Genomic DNA, 18,258 nt, shown 5'->3' with positions numbered 1-18,258 from the left:
ACTTATCTGTAAATTTGGATCGTTTACTGCTTCAAATTCACATCCAGCTGATTGAATGGAATCTCAATGCCATTTTCATCAAAAGCCAGCTTGATTTTCTCAATCAGCTCCCAGCGGGTCGACCAGTAGTCTTCCGCAGAAACCCAGCAGCAGATCTTCAGATTCACAGAGCTGTCCGCCAGGTCGTCTACTACAACCATGTTATTCTGATCCTGCAGGACGGCGGGCTGCGCGGCCAGCAGATTCAGGCAGACTTCTTTGGCCAGCTTCAGATTCGCCGTGTAGCTGACGCCCACAGTAATGTCGATACGGCGCTTGTCCTCAGCGGTCACGTTGATCAGACTGCTGTTAGATAGGGTGCCGTTGGGGATCACGACCTTTTTATTGTCAATCGTGAACAGGGTCGTGTAGAACATCTCAATCTTGGTCACCTTGCCCTCCAGGTTCCCGGAGGTGTAGATGATATAATCGCCCACCTTAAATGGCTTGATCAGCAGAATCAGCACGCCGCCTGCAAAGTTGGACAGACTGCCCTGAAAAGCCAGACCGATGGTCAGACCTGCAGAACCCACCAGCGCCATGACAGAGGTGGTATCCACGCCGATGCCGTCGGCCAGAAACATGATCAGCAGGAAATACAGGAGCAGTTTAATCAGGGAATCCATAAACTGTATCACGCCCATGTCGGCTCCTGTCCGCTCCATGGAACGACGGACGATTTTGCGGACTACTTTTATGAGCCTGCTGCCCACGATAAACAGGATAATCGTCAGCAGAAGCCGGAGACCAAAGCTTATGGCCACCGGAAGGTACTTATCAATGTACTCCTGGGTCCGGCTGATCTGCTGGGTTACATTTTCTATATTCTCGTTAATCTGAGCCGCCAGCTCCGGAGAGTCGGCAACTGTGGCTAAACACATCATGCTTTCTTAGTACATCCCTTTCCTGAAGCAGTTTTTGCAGCCGGTTTCTTCGCAGCCGCCTTTTTCCCCTTCACCGGCAGCCTCTCCTCGGTGCAGGTAAACACCGCCACTCCCATGGGCGGAACTGTGATCTCAATGGAATCCTCGAAGCCGTCGCACTCGGATTTTTTCGACGTCTTCACCCGCTTATTGCGTACGTCGGTACCGCCGAACTTTTCACTGTCACTGTTGAAGATTTCCTTATATTTTCCCTCAAACGGTACGCCAATCTTATGCTTCTCATAAACCAACGGAGAGAAGTTGCATACGACTAACAGTGTCTCTTTCTCGGCTTTTCGAAGGAATACCAGCATATTTTCATCAGCGGAGATATTGTTAATCCACTGAAAGCCCTCGGGGGTGCAGTCGCCCGCATAGAGCGCCTGATGCTCCTTCACGAAGCTGTTCAGCGCCTTCACGAAGCCTCGCATATCGCTGTGATCCTGATACTGCAGAAGATCCCAGTCCAGGCTTTCCTTCTCGTTCCACTCGTCGAAGGTGGCAAACTCCTGTCCCATAAAGAGCAGTTTTTTGCCCGGATGCACGGCCATGAAACCGTAAGCTGCCCGCAGGTTATTAAGCTGGGAATCCCGGTCGCCCGGCATCTTGCCCACCATGGGGGACTTGCCATGAACCACCTCGTCATGGGAGAGACTTAAGATAAAGTTCTCACTCCACGCATAGATAAAGCTGAAGGTCAGCTCGCCGTGATGGTAGCCACGGAATACCGGATCATAGTGCATATAACCCAGGAAATCATTCATCCAGCCCATATTCCATTTGAAATCAAAGCCGAGGCCACCCTGGTCAAGATCGCCAGTCACCTTGGGCCACGCCGTGGACTCCTCGGCAATCAGAAGCGCGCCGTCTTTGCGTTTTTTATAGATAGAATTCAGGTGCTTCAAAAATTCAATGGCCTCCAGATTCTCCTTACCGCCATAGATATTCGGAATCCACTCGCCCTCATTTTTACCATAATCCAGGTACAGCATGGAAGCCACCGCATCCATACGGATGCCGTCGGCATGATACTTCTCGGTCCAGAACAGCGCGTTGGCAATCAGGAAGTTCTTGACCTGGGGACGGCCATAGTTGTAGAGCAATGTTCCCCAGTGGGGATGGGTTCCCTGCCGCGGATCAAAGTGTTCGTAGAGGCAGGTGCCGTCGAAGCCCGCCAGGCCAAAGACGTCTTTCGGGAAATGGGCCGGAACCCAGTCCAGAATCACGCCAATCCCCTGCTCATGCAGGTAATTCATGAAATACATAAAGTCCTCCGGCGTACCGTAGCGTGCCGTGGGGGCGTAATAGCCCGTCACCTGATAGCCCCAGGACTCATCCAACGGATGCTCCATAATCGGCATCAGCTCCACATGGGTATACCCCATCTCTTTCACATAGGAAGCCAGCATGGGAGCCAGCTCCCGGTATGTATAAAACTCCCGCGCGTCTTCCCCGTCCGGCTCCGGCTTTCGCCAGCTGCCCAGATGCACCTCGTAAATCAGCATGGGTTCTTTCTTATAATCTGTCGCCTTTCTCTGCTCCAGCCATTTCTCATCGGTCCAGGTAAAGCCGCCAAGCTCGGTGATAATGGAAGCCGTGTTGGGACGAAGCTCCGCCGCGTTGGCGTAGGGGTCGGCTTTCAGCATCGGCAGCCCCTGCTTCGTCTTGATTTCATATTTATAGCAGGCTCCTGCTTTCAGGCCCGGAATAAACAGTTCATGAATCCCTGCTTCTTTTATCTTGATCATGGGATTGCGGCGGCCATCCCACAGGTTAAAATCACCCACCACGCTGACGCGTTCCGCATTCGGTGCCCAAACTGCGAAATAGGTTCCCTCCACGCCGTCGATGGACATGGGATGCGCGCCCATTTTCTCGTAAATCGTATAGTGAATTCCATTGGAAAAGTTTTCCAAATCCTGTTTTGTAAATACCTGCGGTGAGAATCGATAAATATCCTCCATCTCCTGCACCGTATTGTTATCATAGGTAACCCGGAAATGATACGCCGGAATCTTTCTGCCCGGAACCAGCGCCGCGAAGAAGCCTTCCTCGTCCGTTTTTTCCATCTCCACTGCCTTGCCTGTATCTTTTAAGATTACTTCCATCTGAACTGCTGTGGGCAGAAAAGCCTGTATCAAAGTTCCCCCCTTGACTTTATGAGGTCCCAGGATCTCCTGCGGCTCATCCTCCTCTGAATACACCAGGGCCTCAATCCGCGGCCAGTTCATAAGCTCGTACAACTTCTTGTCCATAACCTTCTCCTCCTTATGCGATAAAACCTGTAACTGTTCAGTACCTGACCAGTTACAATGCAAAATCCATGAGAATCGGCTTCGCCGATGGGATTTTGCACTCCTGAATCACTTTCTTACGCCCTCAGCAGCAAGTGCTTCGGGCTGTACTGAACTTTTTTAGATCAGGCCGTATCTTTGCAGCGCATGATAAATACCGTCTTCCCACATGCCTTCTGTTCGATATTTCGCCGTTTCCAGTACCTGTTTTTCTGCGTTGCCCATGGCTGTACCATACTCCACGTACTGGAGCATCTCCATATCGTTGGGTCCATCGCCGAACGCATAGGTGTTCTTTAACGGAATCTCCAGCTCCTCCAGAAGAATCCGGATGCCGTCGGCCTTGGAGATATTCTTTGGCATCATTTCCGTATAGGGTTCGTCCTCATAGCGGGCCAGTTCAAAAGCCCGTGAAAGCTCCGGAATCATTCGTTCAAAGGCCTCCATGTCTTTGATAGCCACAGTAATCTTGCAGGTCCGGTCCGTCATCAGATCCATCTCCTTCAGACGCTCCGGATAATCGTCTCTCAGCCGCAGTAAAATCCGAAAATAATCGAAGGCGTCGCCGTCCATCCGGCAGCTTAAATATTCCGGTCCCTCCAGTACTGCTGTGCACCCGTTTTTTTCCATTCTCGGTACAGTCTGCATCAGCAGTTCGTTGGACAATAACTCATTGCGCAGCACCTTATCCCCAAATTCCACCCGGGTTCCCGCACCGCTTATGACGCCGTCATGGGGCAGACAGAGTATCTCCGGAAACAGCGAGGATACGGGTCTACCCGTACACAGGATTATGATATGTCCGTTCTCCTTCAGGCGCTTCAGTCCCTCCACCGCGCTGTCCGGAATTCCCTTATCAAATTCATAAAGGGTTCCGTCTATATCAAAAAATACGATCTTTTTATCACTCATAGCTTTAGAAAATCCTCCTCAGAAATAATCGGGATGCCAAGCTCCTTTGCCTTCTTATTCTTGGATGAGGAAGAAGTTGTGTCGTTATTGATCAGATAATCCGTCTTGCCGGTGACGCTTCCGGTCACCTTGCCGCCCCGCTTCTCGATCTGATCCTTCAGCTCATTCCGGTTGGCAAAATGCGTCAGACTTCCGGTTACCACAAAGACCTTGCCCTTCAAATCCTGCTCCCCGGATACCTCCTCCTTTACAAGGGTCAGCCGGGAAAGCAGGCGCTCGAAACGCTCCCGTTTTTCCGCGTCCCGGAAGTACTCTGCGAAGCTTCCGGCAATGACTGCGCCGATGCCATCAATGGCCGCCAGAGCTTCCTCGTCCGCCGCCAGCACCTGATCCACCTCGTCCTCAAACTGTCTGCATATAAGTTTTGCGCCGGACAGTCCGATATTCGGGATGCCCAGACTGTAAATAACTCTGGCAAGGGTGGTCGTTCTGGCCCGCTCAATGCCAGCCATCAGATTCTCGTAGGACTTTTCCCCGAAACCCTCCATCTCCACAATCTCCGCTTTATGGACGCTCAGCTTAAAGATGTCCGCGAACTCGTGAATAAAGCCCCGACCGATAAATTTCTCCAATGAAGCCTCGGACAGTCCCTCGATATTCAGGGCGTCACGGCTCACAAATAAGGTGAAGGACTTGATTTTCTTCGCCTGGCATTCCGGGTTCGTGCAGTAGAGGGATTCCACGTCGTTCGTTTTCCGAATCTCCGTGACACCGCCGCACACCGGACAGACCTCCGGGATATCCCGGACGCCGCTCCGGGTCTTATTTTCCGCAATCTGTGGGATGATCATATTGGCTTTGTATACTTCTATCGTATCACCCACGCCCAGCTCCAGTCCCCGCATAATGCTGATGTTGTGGACACTGGCCCGGCTCACGGTGGTGCCCTCCAGCTCCACCGGCTCAAAGATGGCCACCGGGTTGATGAGGCCGGTTCTGGACGGGCTCCACTCGATTTCTTTCAGTGTGGTCTCCCGGATTTCGTCAGCCCATTTGAAGGCCATGGAATTACGGGGGAACTTGGCGGTTCTGCCTAAGGCTTCGCCATAGGCAATGTCGTCGTAGAGAGCCACCAGGCCGTCAGACGGATATTCGTTCTTCTCGATGTGCTCCGCAAACCAATCCATGTTTTCCGACAGGGTCGCACCGGTTACCACCTTATATTCTACCACATCGAAGCCCTGTTCCTTCAGCCACAGAAACTGCTTCTCCCTGGAATTCTCAAAATCCACGCTCTCAGCCCGCACCAGCGCAAAGGCAAAGAAATGGACGTTCCGCTTCGCAGTGATCTCATTATTCAACTGACGCACGGAGCCGCTGCATAGGTTCCGAGGGTTCTTATACTTGGCGTCCGCCTCGGGAATCTCCTCGTTGATGCGTTCAAACTCATGATATCCGATGACCGCCTCGCCACGGAGCACCAGCTCACCCTGAAACGGAATCCGTAAGGGCACATTTTTGAAGACCCTCGCATTGTTGGTGATGACCTCTCCCACCTCGCCGTTTCCACGGGTAACTGCTTTGAAAAGCCCGCCGTTCCGATAGGTCAGCACGATGGTCAGACCGTCCAGCTTCCAGGAAAGCAGGGTGCGGTGTTCGCCGATCCAGGCTGCAAGCGCATCCCGATCCTTAGTCTTATCCAAGGACAGCATCGGGCTCTCATGCCGCTCTTTGGGAAGCTCGCTTAACACCTCGTAGCCCACATGGGCCGTGGGACTTCCGGCCAGCACCGTGCCGGTCTCTTTCTCCAGCGCCGCCAGCTCATCATAGAGCGCATCGTACTCATAATTACTCAGGATCTCCCGGGCTTCCTGGTAATAGGCCCGGCTCGCAGCGTTCAGTTTTTCCGTCAGTTCCTTCTGACGCTTCTTTTTTTCTATATTATTGTTCATGTTCTGTCTTCCTAATTTTTAGAGTCCTTCAGAAGCTCCTGAAGCTCCGCCATTTCCCGCTCACTAATCTTCCGCCAGGTGCCGGGCTTCATGCCCTTCAGCTCGATATTCAGCACGCGGATACGCTTCAGATGCTCCACATGATAGCCAAGAGTCTCACACATGCGCCGAATCTGACGATTCAGCCCTTGCGTCAGCACGATGCGGAAGCTGCATTTTCCAAGTTTTTCCATTTCACACGGACGGGTCATGGCATCCAGGAGCACCTCACCCTTTTCCACCTTCCGAATCCGCACGCCGGACGCCATCTTCTGTAAAAAGGCGTCAGTCACGGGCTTATTGACCCGCACCAGATATTCTTTCTCGTGATGATTCGTGGAGCGCATCATCCGGTTCACCAGGCTGCCATCGTTGGTCATGAGAATCAGCCCTTCCGAATCCTTGTCCAGACGTCCAATGGGGTAAATCCGGGTGGGATAGCCCACATAATCTACGATGTTACGCTTCTCCCGCTTGTCCGTGGTGCAGATGACGCCGGGGGGCTTGTACACCGCCAGCAGAATCTGCTCCTCTTTCTCCCCGCCCAGGATCGTATCGCCCACCTGGACCTTCTGGCCGGGCTGGACCCGCTGTCCCATCTTAGCCGGGACACCGTCTATCAGCACCTTACCCGCTTCGATCAGTCTGTCCGCTTCGCGCCTTGAGCATACACCGGCTTCGCTTAAATATTTATTCAGACGAATTTCTTCCATAATTTTCCTCCTGTCCACATCCTTTTACGGACATGAAACTATGAGAAATGTGCTCTGCACATTTCCCAAGTTTTCGCGGCAGTCGCCAAGGTCCCGTGCAAGCACGGACTTTTGCTCGTTGCCCGCGAAAAAATAGCAGTGGCAAATGGATTTTAAAATCCATTCACCACTGCCTATTATACTGGATATTTCCGCCAGAAGCAAGAAATAGATACGATTAGCAAACTCCCTGTGCCAACATAGCATTTACAACCTTCTCAAAGCCTGCGATATTTGCGCCTACTACATAGTTCTTTGCGTAACCGTAACGCTCTGCAGCGTCTGCTGCGTTGTGGAAGATATTTACCATGATGTTCTGAAGCTTTGCGTCAACCTCTTCGAAAGTCCAGCTCAGACGCTCGCTGTTCTGGGACATCTCCAGTGCGGATGTAGCCACGCCGCCTGCGTTGGACGCCTTGCCCGGTGCGAACAGAAGGCCGTGCTCCTGAATGTACTGGGTAGCTTCCAGAGTGGTCGGCATGTTCGCGCCCTCAGCCACTGCAATGCAGCCGTTCGCAGCCAGTGCCTTTGCATCGTCCAGCAGCAGCTCGTTCTGGGTCGCGCACGGCAGAGCCAGGTCAACCTTTACGCTCCATACGCCGCGTCCCTCATGGTATTCGGAATTCGGACGGTACTTCTTGTACTCGGTCAGACGGGCACGATTTACCTCCTTGATCTCTTTCAGGGCTGCTACGTCGATGCCTTCCGGATCGTATACCCAGCCGTTGGAATCACTGCAGGTCAGAACCTTGACGCCCAGCTGAGTTGCCTTTTCAATAGCGTAGATAGCTACATTACCGGAGCCGGATACTGCAGCGGTCTTGCCTGCGATATCGATGCCGTTTGCCTTCAGCATCTCCTGTGTGAAGTACAGAAGTCCGTAGCCGGTAGCTTCCGTTCTCGCAAGGGAACCGCCGTAGGAAAGTCCCTTTCCGGTCAGAACGCCCTCATAGAGACCGGTCAGTCTCTTGTACTGGCCATACATATATCCAATCTCTCTTGCGCCGGTTCCGATATCGCCTGCCGGAACGTCGGTGTCTTTGCCGATGTGTCTGTAAAGCTCTGTCATGAAGCTCTGGCAGAATGCCATAACCTCACGGTCAGATTTGCCCTTCGGATCGAAATCAGAACCACCCTTGCCGCCGCCGATGGGCAGTCCGGTCAGGGAGTTCTTGAAGATCTGTTCAAAGCCCAGGAACTTGATAATGCCCACATTTACGGACGGATGAAGACGAAGGCCTCCCTTATACGGTCCGATAGCGCTATTGAACTGTACACGGTAACCTACGTTCACCTGAACCTGTCCTTTATCGTCTACCCACGGAACACGGAACTTAATCTGACGCTCCGGCTCAACCAGGCGCTCCAAAATTGCCTCTTTGCGGTACTGCTCCTCATGCGCTTCCACTACCGGACGCAGAGACTCCAGAACCTCTTTGACTGCCTGATGGAACTCCGGTTCGCCCGGGTTCTTTGTAACAACCTTCTCAATCACTTCATCAACATAAGACATTTTTCGTTTCCTCCTCGTGTGTTTCCCTTTTATTTTTAAGTACAAAAAAAGGCGTCCAAAACAGAAACGCGAAATTCTTTTCTCACGCTTCTTTTTGACGCCTTTGTCGAGGTTTATTATGCCACCGCAGCACTCTTTTTGCAAGCGTTTTTTGTAAAAAATCCAAAAATTTTTTCATGACGTTCTTTTTTTGCTTAAAATTTTATCGTTTTAAACTGAGCCATCGCTACTCGTCCAAATAATTTTTCAGGCACTCGATATTCTTTTCCTCAAAATCCATCAGTTCTTCTGCCAGCTCACAATACTCCCGCTTCGCCTCCTGATTTTTCTTCACGGCCTTCATCAAATCGGTGATTCCCTTCGCGTTTCCTTCGATCATCAGCTCAGCCACATGTCCGGTGCTTGTATTCAGAAGTGTTCCGGCCTGCAGTGCCGTCCAGCTGGCCGCCTTTTCCACCGCCGAAGCGCCCTCCGGACGTTCACTTGCCTTTCGGATTTCTTCCGCCGCCTTATCCTCGAAAGCCAGAAAATGCACGGCCTGCCGGTTCAAATCCAGGGCCAGATCGTCGTCGTACACCTTACTGATGACTGTATTAATGGTCTCCACTCCTTTTCGACTGCTGCGGTACGCCTCGTTCAGCACCGCCAAATCCGCGTTCGTAAGCATAAAAAAATCTCCTTTCCATAAGCGAAAGTCCGCCTGGGCTTTCGCTCATAGAATGTGGAGATTTTTAAAAAATATACGTTTGTCTTGCGGCCTTGCTTACTCCAGGTACTCAGTCATGCAGTAGCACTCTTTGCCGTTGTAGCTGATCTTGCTCCAGCCGTTATCATAGCTCTCGATCTGTGTAACGCTTTCTCCCTGATATGCAGTACCCAGATATTCCGCGTCGGTGCTTGCGTCCGCACGGAGACGTACGCTCTCCTTGAACCGGGTCGCACGGTTCTGGGCGGTCGCGCTGCCTGTATTCTCAGCCGGTGCCTCTTCCTGAGCCGGTTCTTCCTGAACCTCCTCCTGGTTTTCCTCGGCAGGCTGCTCTTCCGCATTCTCCTCCGGCGCCGCTTCTTCGGTATTCTCCTCAGCTGCTGTGGAATCCTGCGCAATCTTCAGATAACGTTCCTCCTGCTTCGCAAGATTCTCGTCTGCTGCCTTGGCTTCCTCGTACTTGGTCTTGACCTCCTCACGGAGCGCCATTACATCGTCCTCCTGAGCTGCCTTTTCCACATACGCGTTCAGCTCATCGCTGGCCTCGCCGTTGAAAACAACCAGATTACCCTCGTCGTTGGTGTAGACATACAGCGGGGAAAGTCCCGGCGCCGGGGTATCGATCTGTGCGAACTTCAGCTCGTAATATACAAATACCAGATAGGAACCATCCTCCAGGCCCTTTTTGGTGTAACAGGAGATATTCTGATAGCCTTCTACCAGATCCTTGGAACGAAGGATACGGTTCTGCTCCTCCTCGCTGATCTGATCCTCTACGGACGCCAGACCATCCACATCGCCTGCGGACATGTAATCATAATACTTCTGCACCAGGTCGTTGACCTCCGGGTACGCGTCCTGCTCCAGCTGATTTGCTTCTTCCAGGGCTGTTTCCTCCGCCGCCTCTGTATCCTGCACTGCGCTGGTCATCACGGATCCTCCCTCAGCAGCGTTTTCCGTCTTCTTACTGCTACTGCTGCTGATGACGCTGGCCCCTGCGGCAATCACGAGACAGGCTGCGATACAGCCTACGGCCACCTGACGCTTATGCTCGTTTACCCAGGCGCTGAAGTTCTCCTTGTCAAAAAGTTCTTTTATATTATCAAATTTCATAGTTGCCTCCAAGCAGTTTTCACTTTGTAACATTTTCGTAACAAATCGATTGTAACAAACTTGAGCCAAAAAGGCAACCGTAAATTGTGATAAATTTGTGAAAATTGTGTAACGCCTTTCAAAAATCAATCATTTCCAGGCGTCTTGTCTCTTCCGAATAGAGATAAACCGTATCCGACAGTACTTCCGTACTGCGCACCTGGGTCCGGTTCATTTCCTGCACCAGGGCACACAGCTCCCGGCTGTCGCCCACTGCGGAAGCCGGAATCAGAATCACTTCGTGGACGCTGCTGGGAATCAGATAATAGCTTTCCTCCAGCCGCCGGAAGCATTCTCCCAGGACTCCGTCGTAGAGCAGGCAGGCCGCCCCAAAGGATTTCCGGCTGTTGGTCAGCACATACATGGGGACGCCTGCGTATTCCGGCTCCTGCTTTCCTTCCGACAGCTCGTAAATCATATCCTCCATGCTGACCAGTCTCTTTGGCAGCAGTTTTTCTGTATTCTCCTTCGCCGCCTCATAGAGCCAGGATGTATTTTTGCCCCAGAGCTCCAGATGGCTGTTACGAATCAACACTGTGGCATGTCCCACCGGAGTATCCGTCAGCAGGCTGTAGAATACCACTGCCAAATCAAGAAAGGGCAGATGGGGAATCTCCTGTAAAAGCTCCCGGTTTTTCTCATAATTGATGAGTCGATAGGCCACCGTGGACCGGACCCGTTCCGGTTCCCGGAAGAAATCCACGTCAAAATGCTCCTCAAAGTCCGAATCTTCACAGCATTCCAGAATCTGATCACAGATCCCCCGAAGGGATCTGCCGTCCAGATACTCCCTGTAATAGGAATCCAGATAAATCATGGGCGCTACCCGTTTCCCCTCTTTGCGTACTGAGAGTCCGTCCATGATGATTCCATTGTTTTTCTCCAGTGGAATCAGCTGCAGTCTGGTTCCGCCGGGCAAAGATTCACGAAGGAAGCCTGTCACGGAACCCACAAATTCCTGATAGTTCATAATATTTTCCTTTCTTAACTGCGTTTCGTATGCTTCTCTTTCGTGTTTTTATCTTTTTTTCGTTCCCGGGGAAGGATGCAGCGATTCGCTGCCGATTTTGAAGATGCCCTCATTATACTGGAAGCTTTTTCCTTTTGCAAGAGTTTTATGAAAATTTAACTTTTGGAACTTTTTTTATTTTTTACTTGCGTCAGCGAAAGATTTGTTGTAATATAGATTGGTAGCTGATATGCATCTGTAGCTCAGTGGATAGAGCACTGGCCTCCGACGCCAGGTGCCGCTAGTTCGAATCTAGTCAGATGCACTTCATTATACGTTTTCCGCGCCGCTGTCCTTCGGGATGGCGGCGCGGTTTTTTGCTCTATAGGAAATACCCTATCGAATAGAATCCCAGACATAAAGAGGAGTCCCGCTTTCCGCGGAACTCCTCTTTTTATATGAACTGACTTTATTACAATCTGATAACTTAGACTCTGGACAGATACTCGCCTGTACGGGTATCGATCTTGATCTTGTCGCCCTGCTCTACGAACAGCGGTACGTATACAACTGCGCCTGTCTCTACAGTAGCCGGCTTGGTTGCGCCTGTAGCTGTGTCGCCCTTGAAGCCCGGCTCGGTCTCGGTGATCTCCAGCTCTACGAAGAGAGGCGGCTCAACCGCAAATACGTTGCCATTGTAGGAACATACCTTAACCATCTCGTTCTCTTTTACGAACTTCAGGGAATCTCCGATATCATCCTTGTTCAGAGCGATCTGATCGTAGTTCTCTGTGTTCATGAAGTTGTACAGATCTCCGTCGTTATACAGATACTGCATCTCTACACGGTCGATTCTTGCTGCCGGGAACTTCTCTGTGGGACGGAAGGTCTTCTCAACCACACCGCCGTTGATGATGTTCTTCAGCTTTGTTCTTACGAAAGCTGCACCCTTACCCGGCTTTACATGCTGGAACTCCATGATCTGATATACGTTGCCTTCAATCTCAAGTGTAACGCCGTTTCTAAAATCTCCTGCTGAAATCATATTAAAATTTCCTCCTAATGTCTTAAGCGCAGCCTTCTGCGCATGAAAATTGAACTTGTAACTGCTCGCACACAATTACCTAAATTGTATTCTATAATAAAACTTCGGCTTTTTCAAGCCTTTTTCTGCGCACAGCCTATATTTCTATCAATTCCTTCGGCGAATGAGTCAAATTGCGGACGCCATTTTCTGTGAGAACCACCATATCCTCGATGCGGACGCCGCCGAAATCCGGGATATAGATGCCCGGCTCCACGGTCTCAACCATGCCCGCCTGCAGCACATGCCCGTCCTTCGGGGACAGGGCCGGCTTCTCATGAATCTCCAGTCCCACGGAATGCCCCAGGGAATGACCGAAATACTCTCCGTAGCCTGCTTTCGCAATCACGTCCCTGGCCAGCTTATCGCCCTCGGCGCAGGTCATGCCCGGGCGCAGGCCTTTTAATGCAGTCAACTGTGCCTTCAGCACCACGTTGTAGACCTCTTTTTGTCGCTCGCTTGCTTTTCCAATGACCACGGTACGGGTCATATCTGAACAATAACCATGATATTTACAGCCGAAATCCATGGTCACAAAGTCGCCTGCTTCCAGCCTTTTCTCTGAAGGGACCGCATGGGGCATGGCGGAATGGTAACCGGACGCCACAATGGTATCGAAGCTGGTTCCCTCTGCTCCGTGGCTTCGCATATAATATTCCAGTTTCGCTGCGATTTCCAATTCCGTAACGCCTGCTTTCAGTTCACCCAGAATATAGGAAAATGCCGCGTCGCCGATGCTTTCCGCCTTCTCCATCCACTGAAGCTCCTGCTCATTTTTCATCACCCGAAGCTCCGACAGGCTGTCTCCCAGCATCACCCAGTGCTCCGGCCCAAAACCAGACTTCTTCCAGAGGCTGTTCCAGGTACCGTAAAGCATGGCATTCTCCTCGAAGCCGACGCGCCCTGCGCCGTCTTCCCGCAGCAATTCACCCAGCATGACGCCATAGCTTCGCTCCCGGCTCATGGTCCAAACCGCGCAGTCCTTCCCTTCCTCTTCCGCCTGCAGGGTATAGCGGCTGTCTGTCAGAATCACTTTCCGCTCCGGAGTCAGGTACAGATAACTCTCCGTGCCTGCAAAACCGCTGATATAGCGGATATTAGCTGGAGAGGATACAAGCGCCGCGTCCACATTTTTTTCCTTTAAAAGCTCCAATATCTTCTCTGCTGTCATTTCTTTGCTTCCCTTCTTTTATAGAAAAACAGCACAATCTTTTCCAGATAGCGCTTCAACACAATCTGAATCTCCTCATGGGGATCGATGGGTTTTGTGAGAATCGAGTACATGCCCGTCCGGTTGGCCCCCCATACATCGGTGAAAAGCTGGTCGCCGACAAACAATGTATTGGTCTTATCTGTACCCATGCGGAGCATGCCCTCCTCGTAGCCCCTCCGGCTTGGCTTGTCCGCTTTGTATACAAAGGGCGTCTCCATGGCGTCCGCGAAAGGACGCACCCGGGGTTCCTTGTTATTGGAAATGAGACAGGTGGCAAAGCCCATCTCGTGAAGCCGCTGAAAGAGCTCCACGCTCTGTGCGGTAGCGGGAGCTCCATGAGGTACCAGGGTATTGTCCACATCAAACAGGATGCCGCGGAAGCCCCTGCGATACAGACCTTCAAAATCAATTCCATAGGTGGAATCTACATATTCTTTCGGGTAAAATGCCTGAAACAAAATCATTTCTCCTAACTCATTTACTTATCTAACATCTTTTTCAGCTCGCTTAAGAAGGTATTTACATCCTTAAACTCCCTGTATACAGAGGCAAAGCGCACGTAGGCCACGGAATCCAGATCCTTTAAGCGATCCATGACCATCTCGCCGATGACAGAGCTTGGAATCTCCCGCTCCTCCCGGTTGAAAATATCACTCTCGATGCCGTCTATCATGGCATTGATGTTCTTTAAGGGCACCGGCCGCTTGTGGCAGGCTCTTAAGATACCGTCCTCAATCTTACTTCTGTCATAATGCTCCCGGTTGTTATCCTTCTTTATTACCATGACCGGAATCGTCTCGATCTTCTCATAGGTGGTAAACCGCTTGCCGCATGCGTCGCAGAGACGGCGGCGGCGGATTGAGCTGTTGTCGTCTGCCGGTCTTGAATCAATCACGCGTGTATTTTCCTGACTGCAAAATGGGCACTTCATTCCATTATCCTCCGGTTTTTTGATGGTTCCAGTATAGTACATCTTCTGGTTTTATGTCAATCATTGTCATAGGAAATGATAAGAAATCGCCGTAAAAAGATTTTTAAGCTTCTGCACATCTCCGTTTCTATTGCATAAAATAATTTAAGAAACTTTCTTCCAGGAGCATCTCATGACCTTCTGCGAACTGCGTGAAAAAGATGTGATTAATATCCATGACTGCAAGCGCCTGGGCTGTGTATCCGATCTGGTCTTTGATCCCAAAAACGGCTGTATCCTGGCGTTACTTACCACCACCAGCGAAAAGCTCTGGGGCTTCCTGGGGAAAGAAAATGAGTGTGAGATTCCCTGGTGTAAGATCCGGCAAATCGGGCCGGACATTATATTGGTTGATATAGATGAAAAGCTGCATAGACAGCCATAAAGAATGGCCGCAAAAAGGAACTGTATCCAAGTTCTATTCCAGTTCCTTTTGTACGCTTTCGCTATTCATTTTCACATTGGCTACTTTCTCTTTACCCCATGGGAATCTCCTTCGGCACCCAGATCCGGCTGCCCTCGTCGATGCCCGGCTGGGTCATCCGCACCCGGATGGTTCCGTCCGGAAACTCATAATTTACCCATACATCGCCGCCATCCGCGTCTTCCGTCTTCCCTATGCCGCCGGACACATGCAAGGTTGTCTCCAATGCCTTCGCCGGTGTAGAAAATGCTTCCCCATAATAAGACGGATAGGACTCTGCCACATCGTTCTGCACCAGATAGGAAGCAAAGCTGGAATCCAGATCCGCCGTTTCGTCCGTGGGCTTCAGATAATCCGGCTGCCACATCCGGTAAGCCTCCTCAAATTCTGCAGCACTGGTGATATCATCGTAATATTTCGTTTTCCAGGCCGTCACACGGTAGGTATCCCCGTTCTTTTCCAGTGTAATATAATCTTTCCAGGACCACCACAAAGGATCGCTGGTCATGGACGGATAGGTAATCTCCGCATCCGCGCTGCCGTCTCCAATGCTCAGGCTGATGGTCGGGCCGTCTGCCGGAAATGGGCTGGATACGCCCATGGTCTTGGTCCCGTCTTCCAGCACCTGGATACCCAGGTCGTCACTGTGCTGCAGCACCGGACTCAACAATTCCCAGACGGTATCCGCGTCCCGATTGCCTGCCGCTTCCGCGAAGGTTTTTACCACCTCGTATATTTTTTCCTCATCACCACCCAGCTTCAAATTTTCACCGGATACAAAGGAAGCCGTATCATCTCCACCGCTCAGTTTTCCGGCCAGAAAAATGGAGGTAGGACCGTCCGCGCCGCCGATGATATCCTCGTCGAGAGTCGAAGCCGGATTGGACAGGCAAAACCAGGCTGCGCCCGCCACCAGCGCCACGGCCGCCGCCGCGATTCCCGCTCTGGTCTTTTTATACCGGAGAATATTCTTAATCCGGCTCTTCACGGAATTCTCTCCAAATGCCACCGGCGTACCAGTCAGAAACGCGCCCGGTGCGGAAAGCTTCAGCAAGAAGGTACTGTAACGCTTCTTTTCCTCCGTCCCCAACTGTTCCAGCACCTGTTCATCGCAGGCCATCTCCATATCCCGGGCCAGCAGTATAAAGGCCAGCCACAGCAGGGGATTGAACCAGTGTACCACACATACCAGCCAGGCCAACAATTTTACCCGGGAATCCTGCCGCCGCTTATGGGTCTTCTCATGCGTCAGTACCAGAATCCGTTCTTCTGACGCAAGTCCCGCCGGAAGATAAATCCGCGGCCGGAAAAACCCCAGCAGAAAGGCAGAGCCTATCCGATCCGACTCATAGACGCCCTCTTCCAGCTTCACTGCCAGAGCAGTCTTCCTGCGCAGCCGCAGCCAGGAAAACAGACCGTAAAGCAACACCACTGTCACGCCGCCCAGCCAGATTCCAAACAGGATATTTTCCAATATAACCTCTGCTCCTGCCTCCGTTACCGTCGCCGCATTTACAGCCGCAGCACCCTTTCCATCGCTCAGTGCGCTTCCTATGCGCTCCAGCACTGCTGTTATCCTTGCGCTCTGGTATCCGGCCAGAGTAAAGGTCATTCTGCCACCTGTCGAGTGAAAGCCCGGCACTCCATTCAGAATCCGGTAAAGACTGAAAGGCGACTGAAATGAAACCGGACACACAGCCCGAAAAAAGACCGGCAGCCACAAAAACGTCAGATATCGCTTGGGCAGCCGCGCCAGAAGCACCCGCACCGCCAGAACCAGCAGAACCGCCAGTGAAGCAGCCAGAGTCAGATTCCCTAATACCGTCATAAAGTCCGTCATCTCATATCCTCCCCGTCTTCCTGATAAGTGTCAATCAGCTGCTTCAGTTCCTCAGCCTCTTTCCGGCTAAGCTTCTTCTCCCCCAGGAATGCTGCCACAAAACCCGGCAGAGAATGATCAAACCATTTTTCTACCACAGCCTGGCTCTCGTAACGCTGCACAGTCTCCTTCTTTACCAGGGCTGTCACAGCCCCGTTCTCATTTTTCAGGATTTCCCGTTCTACCAGCTTTCGAAGCACTGTGTAAGTGGTCGATTTCTTCCAGCCCAGTCTCGGCAGGCATTCCTTGTAAAGTTCTGTGGAGCTTAAGGGCTCCTTTTCCCATACAATCTCCAGCAGACGATATTCCGCGTCGTATAACTTTAAATCTTCCATTGAGATTTTGCACCTCCATATCTTTTCCATGTTATATAGTCTATCACTTTAAACCGGTTTATTCAATTAAACCTTACCATAAACAGCTGCACCTGTCAATCTGCCAATTCTTAAGTTTTTCTTTCTTTTCCGGATCTGAAAAGGACGAAAAACCTTTCCGGCTTTTCGTCCCACTACCATATCCGCTATCTATACCTCCAGCAGCTCGATTTTCTGCCCGATATACTGTCGCACATCGTCCTTCTCCATTCCCAGCACCACAGCCAGCTCCGCATACAGATGCTCCTCCGCCGTATGGAAATACCGATCGTCCACCGTAGTGGCACGCTTGCCTTCCGCCTCCCGCTTCCGGCTGCGCAGGTACGAGGTCTTGATGATCCGAATCCATTCCCCCGGCTTACCGCTTTTGATGGCTTCTTTGTAAAGGCGCTCCCGTTCCTTATCGTCTGTCTCCGTCAGTTCCTCAATCTCCGGAATCCGCTCCACCAGCGCTTCCGCCTCTGCCTTATTCATGACGGCCCGCATGGCGATTTTGCTGTTGTCCACCGGTGTGAAAATGGTGTTGCCCTTCTGAAAGCAGGGGCGAAGCACATAGTAAAGCTTCTCCCCGGAGGCTCCCTTCATCTTCATTCCCGTAATCTCTTCCACCAGACACACGCCTGTCGTTCCATATACAATATAGCCGCCTTTTTCAAACATGAGAAACCTCCTTCCGGTCTATTTACTACGTTATTTTTATTTTATCAAAATATTTTCTGTTTTTCTAATGTTTTTTCGTCTGTTTTCTGTTTTTCGTGATTTTGCATGATACACACGGATCCGTTTTTGTGCGTTTTTTCCATACTTTTGCGGCTCGGGGACGTGAAAAAGGCAGGTCGGCCTTGCAGCCTCCTGCCCTTTTCTTCTGTCCCGTATGTAAAGTCTTGTTATGGAAATATGATAGAACTATCTTTTTTATACCAGCTCTTTCACGATGGCCAGCAGCTTCTTCACATCCTCAATGCGGGTGTTGCCGGTAGCCTTGTCGATAATAGAGGAGTATACATGCGGAATCACCTTCTCTACGCCGGCGTTCAGAACGATCTCCATGATCTCGCGGAAGTTATCCAGGTCGATACCGCC

Annotated in this window: 18 protein-coding genes and 1 tRNA gene; 2 read left to right on the top strand and 17 right to left on the bottom strand. The window is 51.3% G+C overall.

Translation table 11 applies throughout. The features are described 5' to 3' along the window. Nucleotides 1-23: 23 nt before the first annotated feature. The 9 genes from ACTRC3_RS09820 to ACTRC3_RS09780 all read right to left on the bottom strand — a co-directional run bounded on the left by ACTRC3_RS09820 (nucleotide 24) and on the right by ACTRC3_RS09780 (nucleotide 11,252). Nucleotides 24-923 (bottom strand): mechanosensitive ion channel family protein, encoded by a 900-nt coding sequence (locus ACTRC3_RS09820; protein ID WP_440322934.1) that lies wholly within the window; start codon nucleotides 921-923, stop codon nucleotides 24-26. After that, the gene (glgB, locus tag ACTRC3_RS09815; RefSeq protein WP_440322933.1) at nucleotides 920-3,217 is read right to left on the bottom strand and encodes a 1,4-alpha-glucan branching protein GlgB; all 2,298 of its coding nucleotides are present in this window, start codon (nucleotides 3,215-3,217) and stop codon (nucleotides 920-922) included. Before glgB ends, ACTRC3_RS09820 begins: the two co-directional genes overlap by 4 nt. Nucleotides 3,218-3,376: 159 nt before the next feature. Then, complete coding sequence (locus tag ACTRC3_RS09810) at nucleotides 3,377-4,168, bottom strand: Cof-type HAD-IIB family hydrolase (RefSeq protein ID WP_440322932.1); 792 nt, start codon at nucleotides 4,166-4,168, stop codon at nucleotides 3,377-3,379. After that, a complete protein-coding gene (gene ligA, locus ACTRC3_RS09805) occupies nucleotides 4,165-6,120 on the bottom strand; it encodes an NAD-dependent DNA ligase LigA (protein ID WP_440322931.1) in 1,956 nt (651 codons plus the stop codon). The genes ACTRC3_RS09810 and ligA overlap by 4 nt, the downstream gene beginning before the upstream one ends. 11 nt (nucleotides 6,121-6,131) lie before the next feature. Then, the gene (locus ACTRC3_RS09800; protein WP_440322930.1) at nucleotides 6,132-6,872 is read right to left on the bottom strand and encodes a pseudouridine synthase; all 741 of its coding nucleotides are present in this window, start codon (nucleotides 6,870-6,872) and stop codon (nucleotides 6,132-6,134) included. A 217-nt stretch (nucleotides 6,873-7,089) separates the two neighbouring features. Then, a complete protein-coding gene (gdhA, locus tag ACTRC3_RS09795) occupies nucleotides 7,090-8,424 on the bottom strand; it encodes an NADP-specific glutamate dehydrogenase (protein ID WP_349164270.1) in 1,335 nt (444 codons plus the stop codon). A 226-nt stretch (nucleotides 8,425-8,650) separates the two neighbouring features. Beyond that, nucleotides 8,651-9,091, bottom strand: coding sequence for a hypothetical protein (locus ACTRC3_RS09790; RefSeq protein WP_178038629.1), 441 nt, complete (start codon nucleotides 9,089-9,091; stop codon nucleotides 8,651-8,653). A 96-nt stretch (nucleotides 9,092-9,187) separates the two neighbouring features. Beyond that, nucleotides 9,188-10,243: an SH3 domain-containing protein gene (locus tag ACTRC3_RS09785; protein ID WP_440322929.1), complete on the bottom strand. Its 1,056-nt coding sequence runs from the start codon at nucleotides 10,241-10,243 to the stop codon at nucleotides 9,188-9,190. Between the two features lie 118 nt (nucleotides 10,244-10,361). Next, nucleotides 10,362-11,252: a DUF5688 family protein gene (locus ACTRC3_RS09780; RefSeq protein WP_440322928.1), complete on the bottom strand. Its 891-nt coding sequence runs from the start codon at nucleotides 11,250-11,252 to the stop codon at nucleotides 10,362-10,364. 231 nt (nucleotides 11,253-11,483) lie between these two features. Between ACTRC3_RS09780 and ACTRC3_RS09775 the strand changes: the two genes are divergently transcribed. Continuing rightward, nucleotides 11,484-11,556: transfer RNA gene (locus ACTRC3_RS09775), tRNA-Arg, on the top strand. A gap of 162 nt (nucleotides 11,557-11,718) precedes the next feature. Here ACTRC3_RS09775 and efp read toward each other — a convergent pair. The 4 genes from efp to nrdR form a co-directional block, all read right to left on the bottom strand. Beyond that, entirely contained in the window at nucleotides 11,719-12,276 is a 558-nt protein-coding gene (gene efp, locus ACTRC3_RS09770; RefSeq protein ID WP_178038626.1) for an elongation factor P, read from the bottom strand. 136 nt (nucleotides 12,277-12,412) lie between these two features. Then, nucleotides 12,413-13,486, bottom strand: a complete 1,074-nt coding sequence (locus ACTRC3_RS09765) for a M24 family metallopeptidase (protein ID WP_440322927.1) — start codon at nucleotides 13,484-13,486, stop codon at nucleotides 12,413-12,415. Then, entirely contained in the window at nucleotides 13,483-13,986 is a 504-nt protein-coding gene (locus ACTRC3_RS09760) for a YqeG family HAD IIIA-type phosphatase (protein WP_349164275.1), read from the bottom strand. Before ACTRC3_RS09760 ends, ACTRC3_RS09765 begins: the two co-directional genes overlap by 4 nt. Before the next feature lie 20 nt (nucleotides 13,987-14,006). Next, nucleotides 14,007-14,459, bottom strand: coding sequence for a transcriptional regulator NrdR (gene nrdR / locus ACTRC3_RS09755; protein ID WP_349164277.1), 453 nt, complete (start codon nucleotides 14,457-14,459; stop codon nucleotides 14,007-14,009). Nucleotides 14,460-14,631: 172 nt separating this feature from the next. Here nrdR and ACTRC3_RS09750 point away from each other — a divergent pair, with 172 nt between their 5' ends. Beyond that, nucleotides 14,632-14,883, top strand: coding sequence for a PRC-barrel domain-containing protein (locus ACTRC3_RS09750; protein WP_158362143.1), 252 nt, complete (start codon nucleotides 14,632-14,634; stop codon nucleotides 14,881-14,883). A 91-nt stretch (nucleotides 14,884-14,974) separates the two neighbouring features. Here the strand turns inward: ACTRC3_RS09750 and ACTRC3_RS09745 are convergent, their stop codons facing one another. The 4 genes from ACTRC3_RS09745 to ACTRC3_RS09730 all read right to left on the bottom strand — a co-directional run bounded on the left by ACTRC3_RS09745 (nucleotide 14,975) and on the right by ACTRC3_RS09730 (nucleotide 18,246). After that, complete coding sequence (locus ACTRC3_RS09745) at nucleotides 14,975-16,762, bottom strand: M56 family metallopeptidase (RefSeq protein ID WP_440322926.1); 1,788 nt, start codon at nucleotides 16,760-16,762, stop codon at nucleotides 14,975-14,977. Next, nucleotides 16,759-17,136, bottom strand: coding sequence for a BlaI/MecI/CopY family transcriptional regulator (locus ACTRC3_RS09740; protein ID WP_440322925.1), 378 nt, complete (start codon nucleotides 17,134-17,136; stop codon nucleotides 16,759-16,761). The genes ACTRC3_RS09745 and ACTRC3_RS09740 overlap by 4 nt, the downstream gene beginning before the upstream one ends. A gap of 189 nt (nucleotides 17,137-17,325) precedes the next feature. Beyond that, nucleotides 17,326-17,835: a CarD family transcriptional regulator gene (locus ACTRC3_RS09735; RefSeq protein ID WP_349164279.1), complete on the bottom strand. Its 510-nt coding sequence runs from the start codon at nucleotides 17,833-17,835 to the stop codon at nucleotides 17,326-17,328. Between the two features lie 255 nt (nucleotides 17,836-18,090). Beyond that, nucleotides 18,091-18,246 carry a KDGP aldolase gene (locus ACTRC3_RS09730; RefSeq protein WP_440322935.1) on the bottom strand — a complete coding sequence of 52 codons (156 nt, stop codon included), beginning with the start codon at nucleotides 18,244-18,246 and terminating at the stop codon, nucleotides 18,091-18,093. Between the last annotated feature and the right edge of the window lie 12 nt (nucleotides 18,247-18,258).

It is taken from the genome of Laedolimicola sp. (genome assembly GCF_051972735.1).
Lineage (GTDB): Bacteria > Bacillota > Clostridia > Lachnospirales > Lachnospiraceae > Laedolimicola > Laedolimicola intestinihominis.
This window is presented reverse-complemented; position numbering and strand designations above follow the sequence as displayed.

What these genes read in the sequence shown, in the direction of transcription:
- ACTRC3_RS09790 (WP_178038629.1), bottom strand. Translation starts at nt 9,091, where the DNA reads ATGCTTACGAACGCGGATTTGGCGGTGCTGAACGAGGCGTACCGCAGC.
- ACTRC3_RS09780 (WP_440322928.1), bottom strand. Translation starts at nt 11,252, where the DNA reads ATGAACTATCAGGAATTTGTGGGTTCCGTGACAGGCTTCCTTCGTGAA.
- gdhA (WP_349164270.1), bottom strand. Translation starts at nt 8,424, where the DNA reads ATGTCTTATGTTGATGAAGTGATTGAGAAGGTTGTTACAAAGAACCCG.
- ACTRC3_RS09810 (WP_440322932.1), bottom strand. Translation starts at nt 4,168, where the DNA reads ATGAGTGATAAAAAGATCGTATTTTTTGATATAGACGGAACCCTTTAT.
- ACTRC3_RS09745 (WP_440322926.1), bottom strand. Translation starts at nt 16,762, where the DNA reads ATGACGGACTTTATGACGGTATTAGGGAATCTGACTCTGGCTGCTTCA.
- ligA (WP_440322931.1), bottom strand. Translation starts at nt 6,120, where the DNA reads ATGAACAATAATATAGAAAAAAAGAAGCGTCAGAAGGAACTGACGGAA.
- ACTRC3_RS09740 (WP_440322925.1), bottom strand. Translation starts at nt 17,136, where the DNA reads ATGGAAGATTTAAAGTTATACGACGCGGAATATCGTCTGCTGGAGATT.
- glgB (WP_440322933.1), bottom strand. Translation starts at nt 3,217, where the DNA reads ATGGACAAGAAGTTGTACGAGCTTATGAACTGGCCGCGGATTGAGGCC.
- ACTRC3_RS09750 (WP_158362143.1), top strand. Translation starts at nt 14,632, where the DNA reads ATGACCTTCTGCGAACTGCGTGAAAAAGATGTGATTAATATCCATGAC.
- efp (WP_178038626.1), bottom strand. Translation starts at nt 12,276, where the DNA reads ATGATTTCAGCAGGAGATTTTAGAAACGGCGTTACACTTGAGATTGAA.
- ACTRC3_RS09765 (WP_440322927.1), bottom strand. Translation starts at nt 13,486, where the DNA reads ATGACAGCAGAGAAGATATTGGAGCTTTTAAAGGAAAAAAATGTGGAC.
- ACTRC3_RS09820 (WP_440322934.1), bottom strand. Translation starts at nt 923, where the DNA reads ATGATGTGTTTAGCCACAGTTGCCGACTCTCCGGAGCTGGCGGCTCAG.
- nrdR (WP_349164277.1), bottom strand. Translation starts at nt 14,459, where the DNA reads ATGAAGTGCCCATTTTGCAGTCAGGAAAATACACGCGTGATTGATTCA.
- ACTRC3_RS09785 (WP_440322929.1), bottom strand. Translation starts at nt 10,243, where the DNA reads ATGAAATTTGATAATATAAAAGAACTTTTTGACAAGGAGAACTTCAGC.
- ACTRC3_RS09735 (WP_349164279.1), bottom strand. Translation starts at nt 17,835, where the DNA reads ATGTTTGAAAAAGGCGGCTATATTGTATATGGAACGACAGGCGTGTGT.
- ACTRC3_RS09800 (WP_440322930.1), bottom strand. Translation starts at nt 6,872, where the DNA reads ATGGAAGAAATTCGTCTGAATAAATATTTAAGCGAAGCCGGTGTATGC.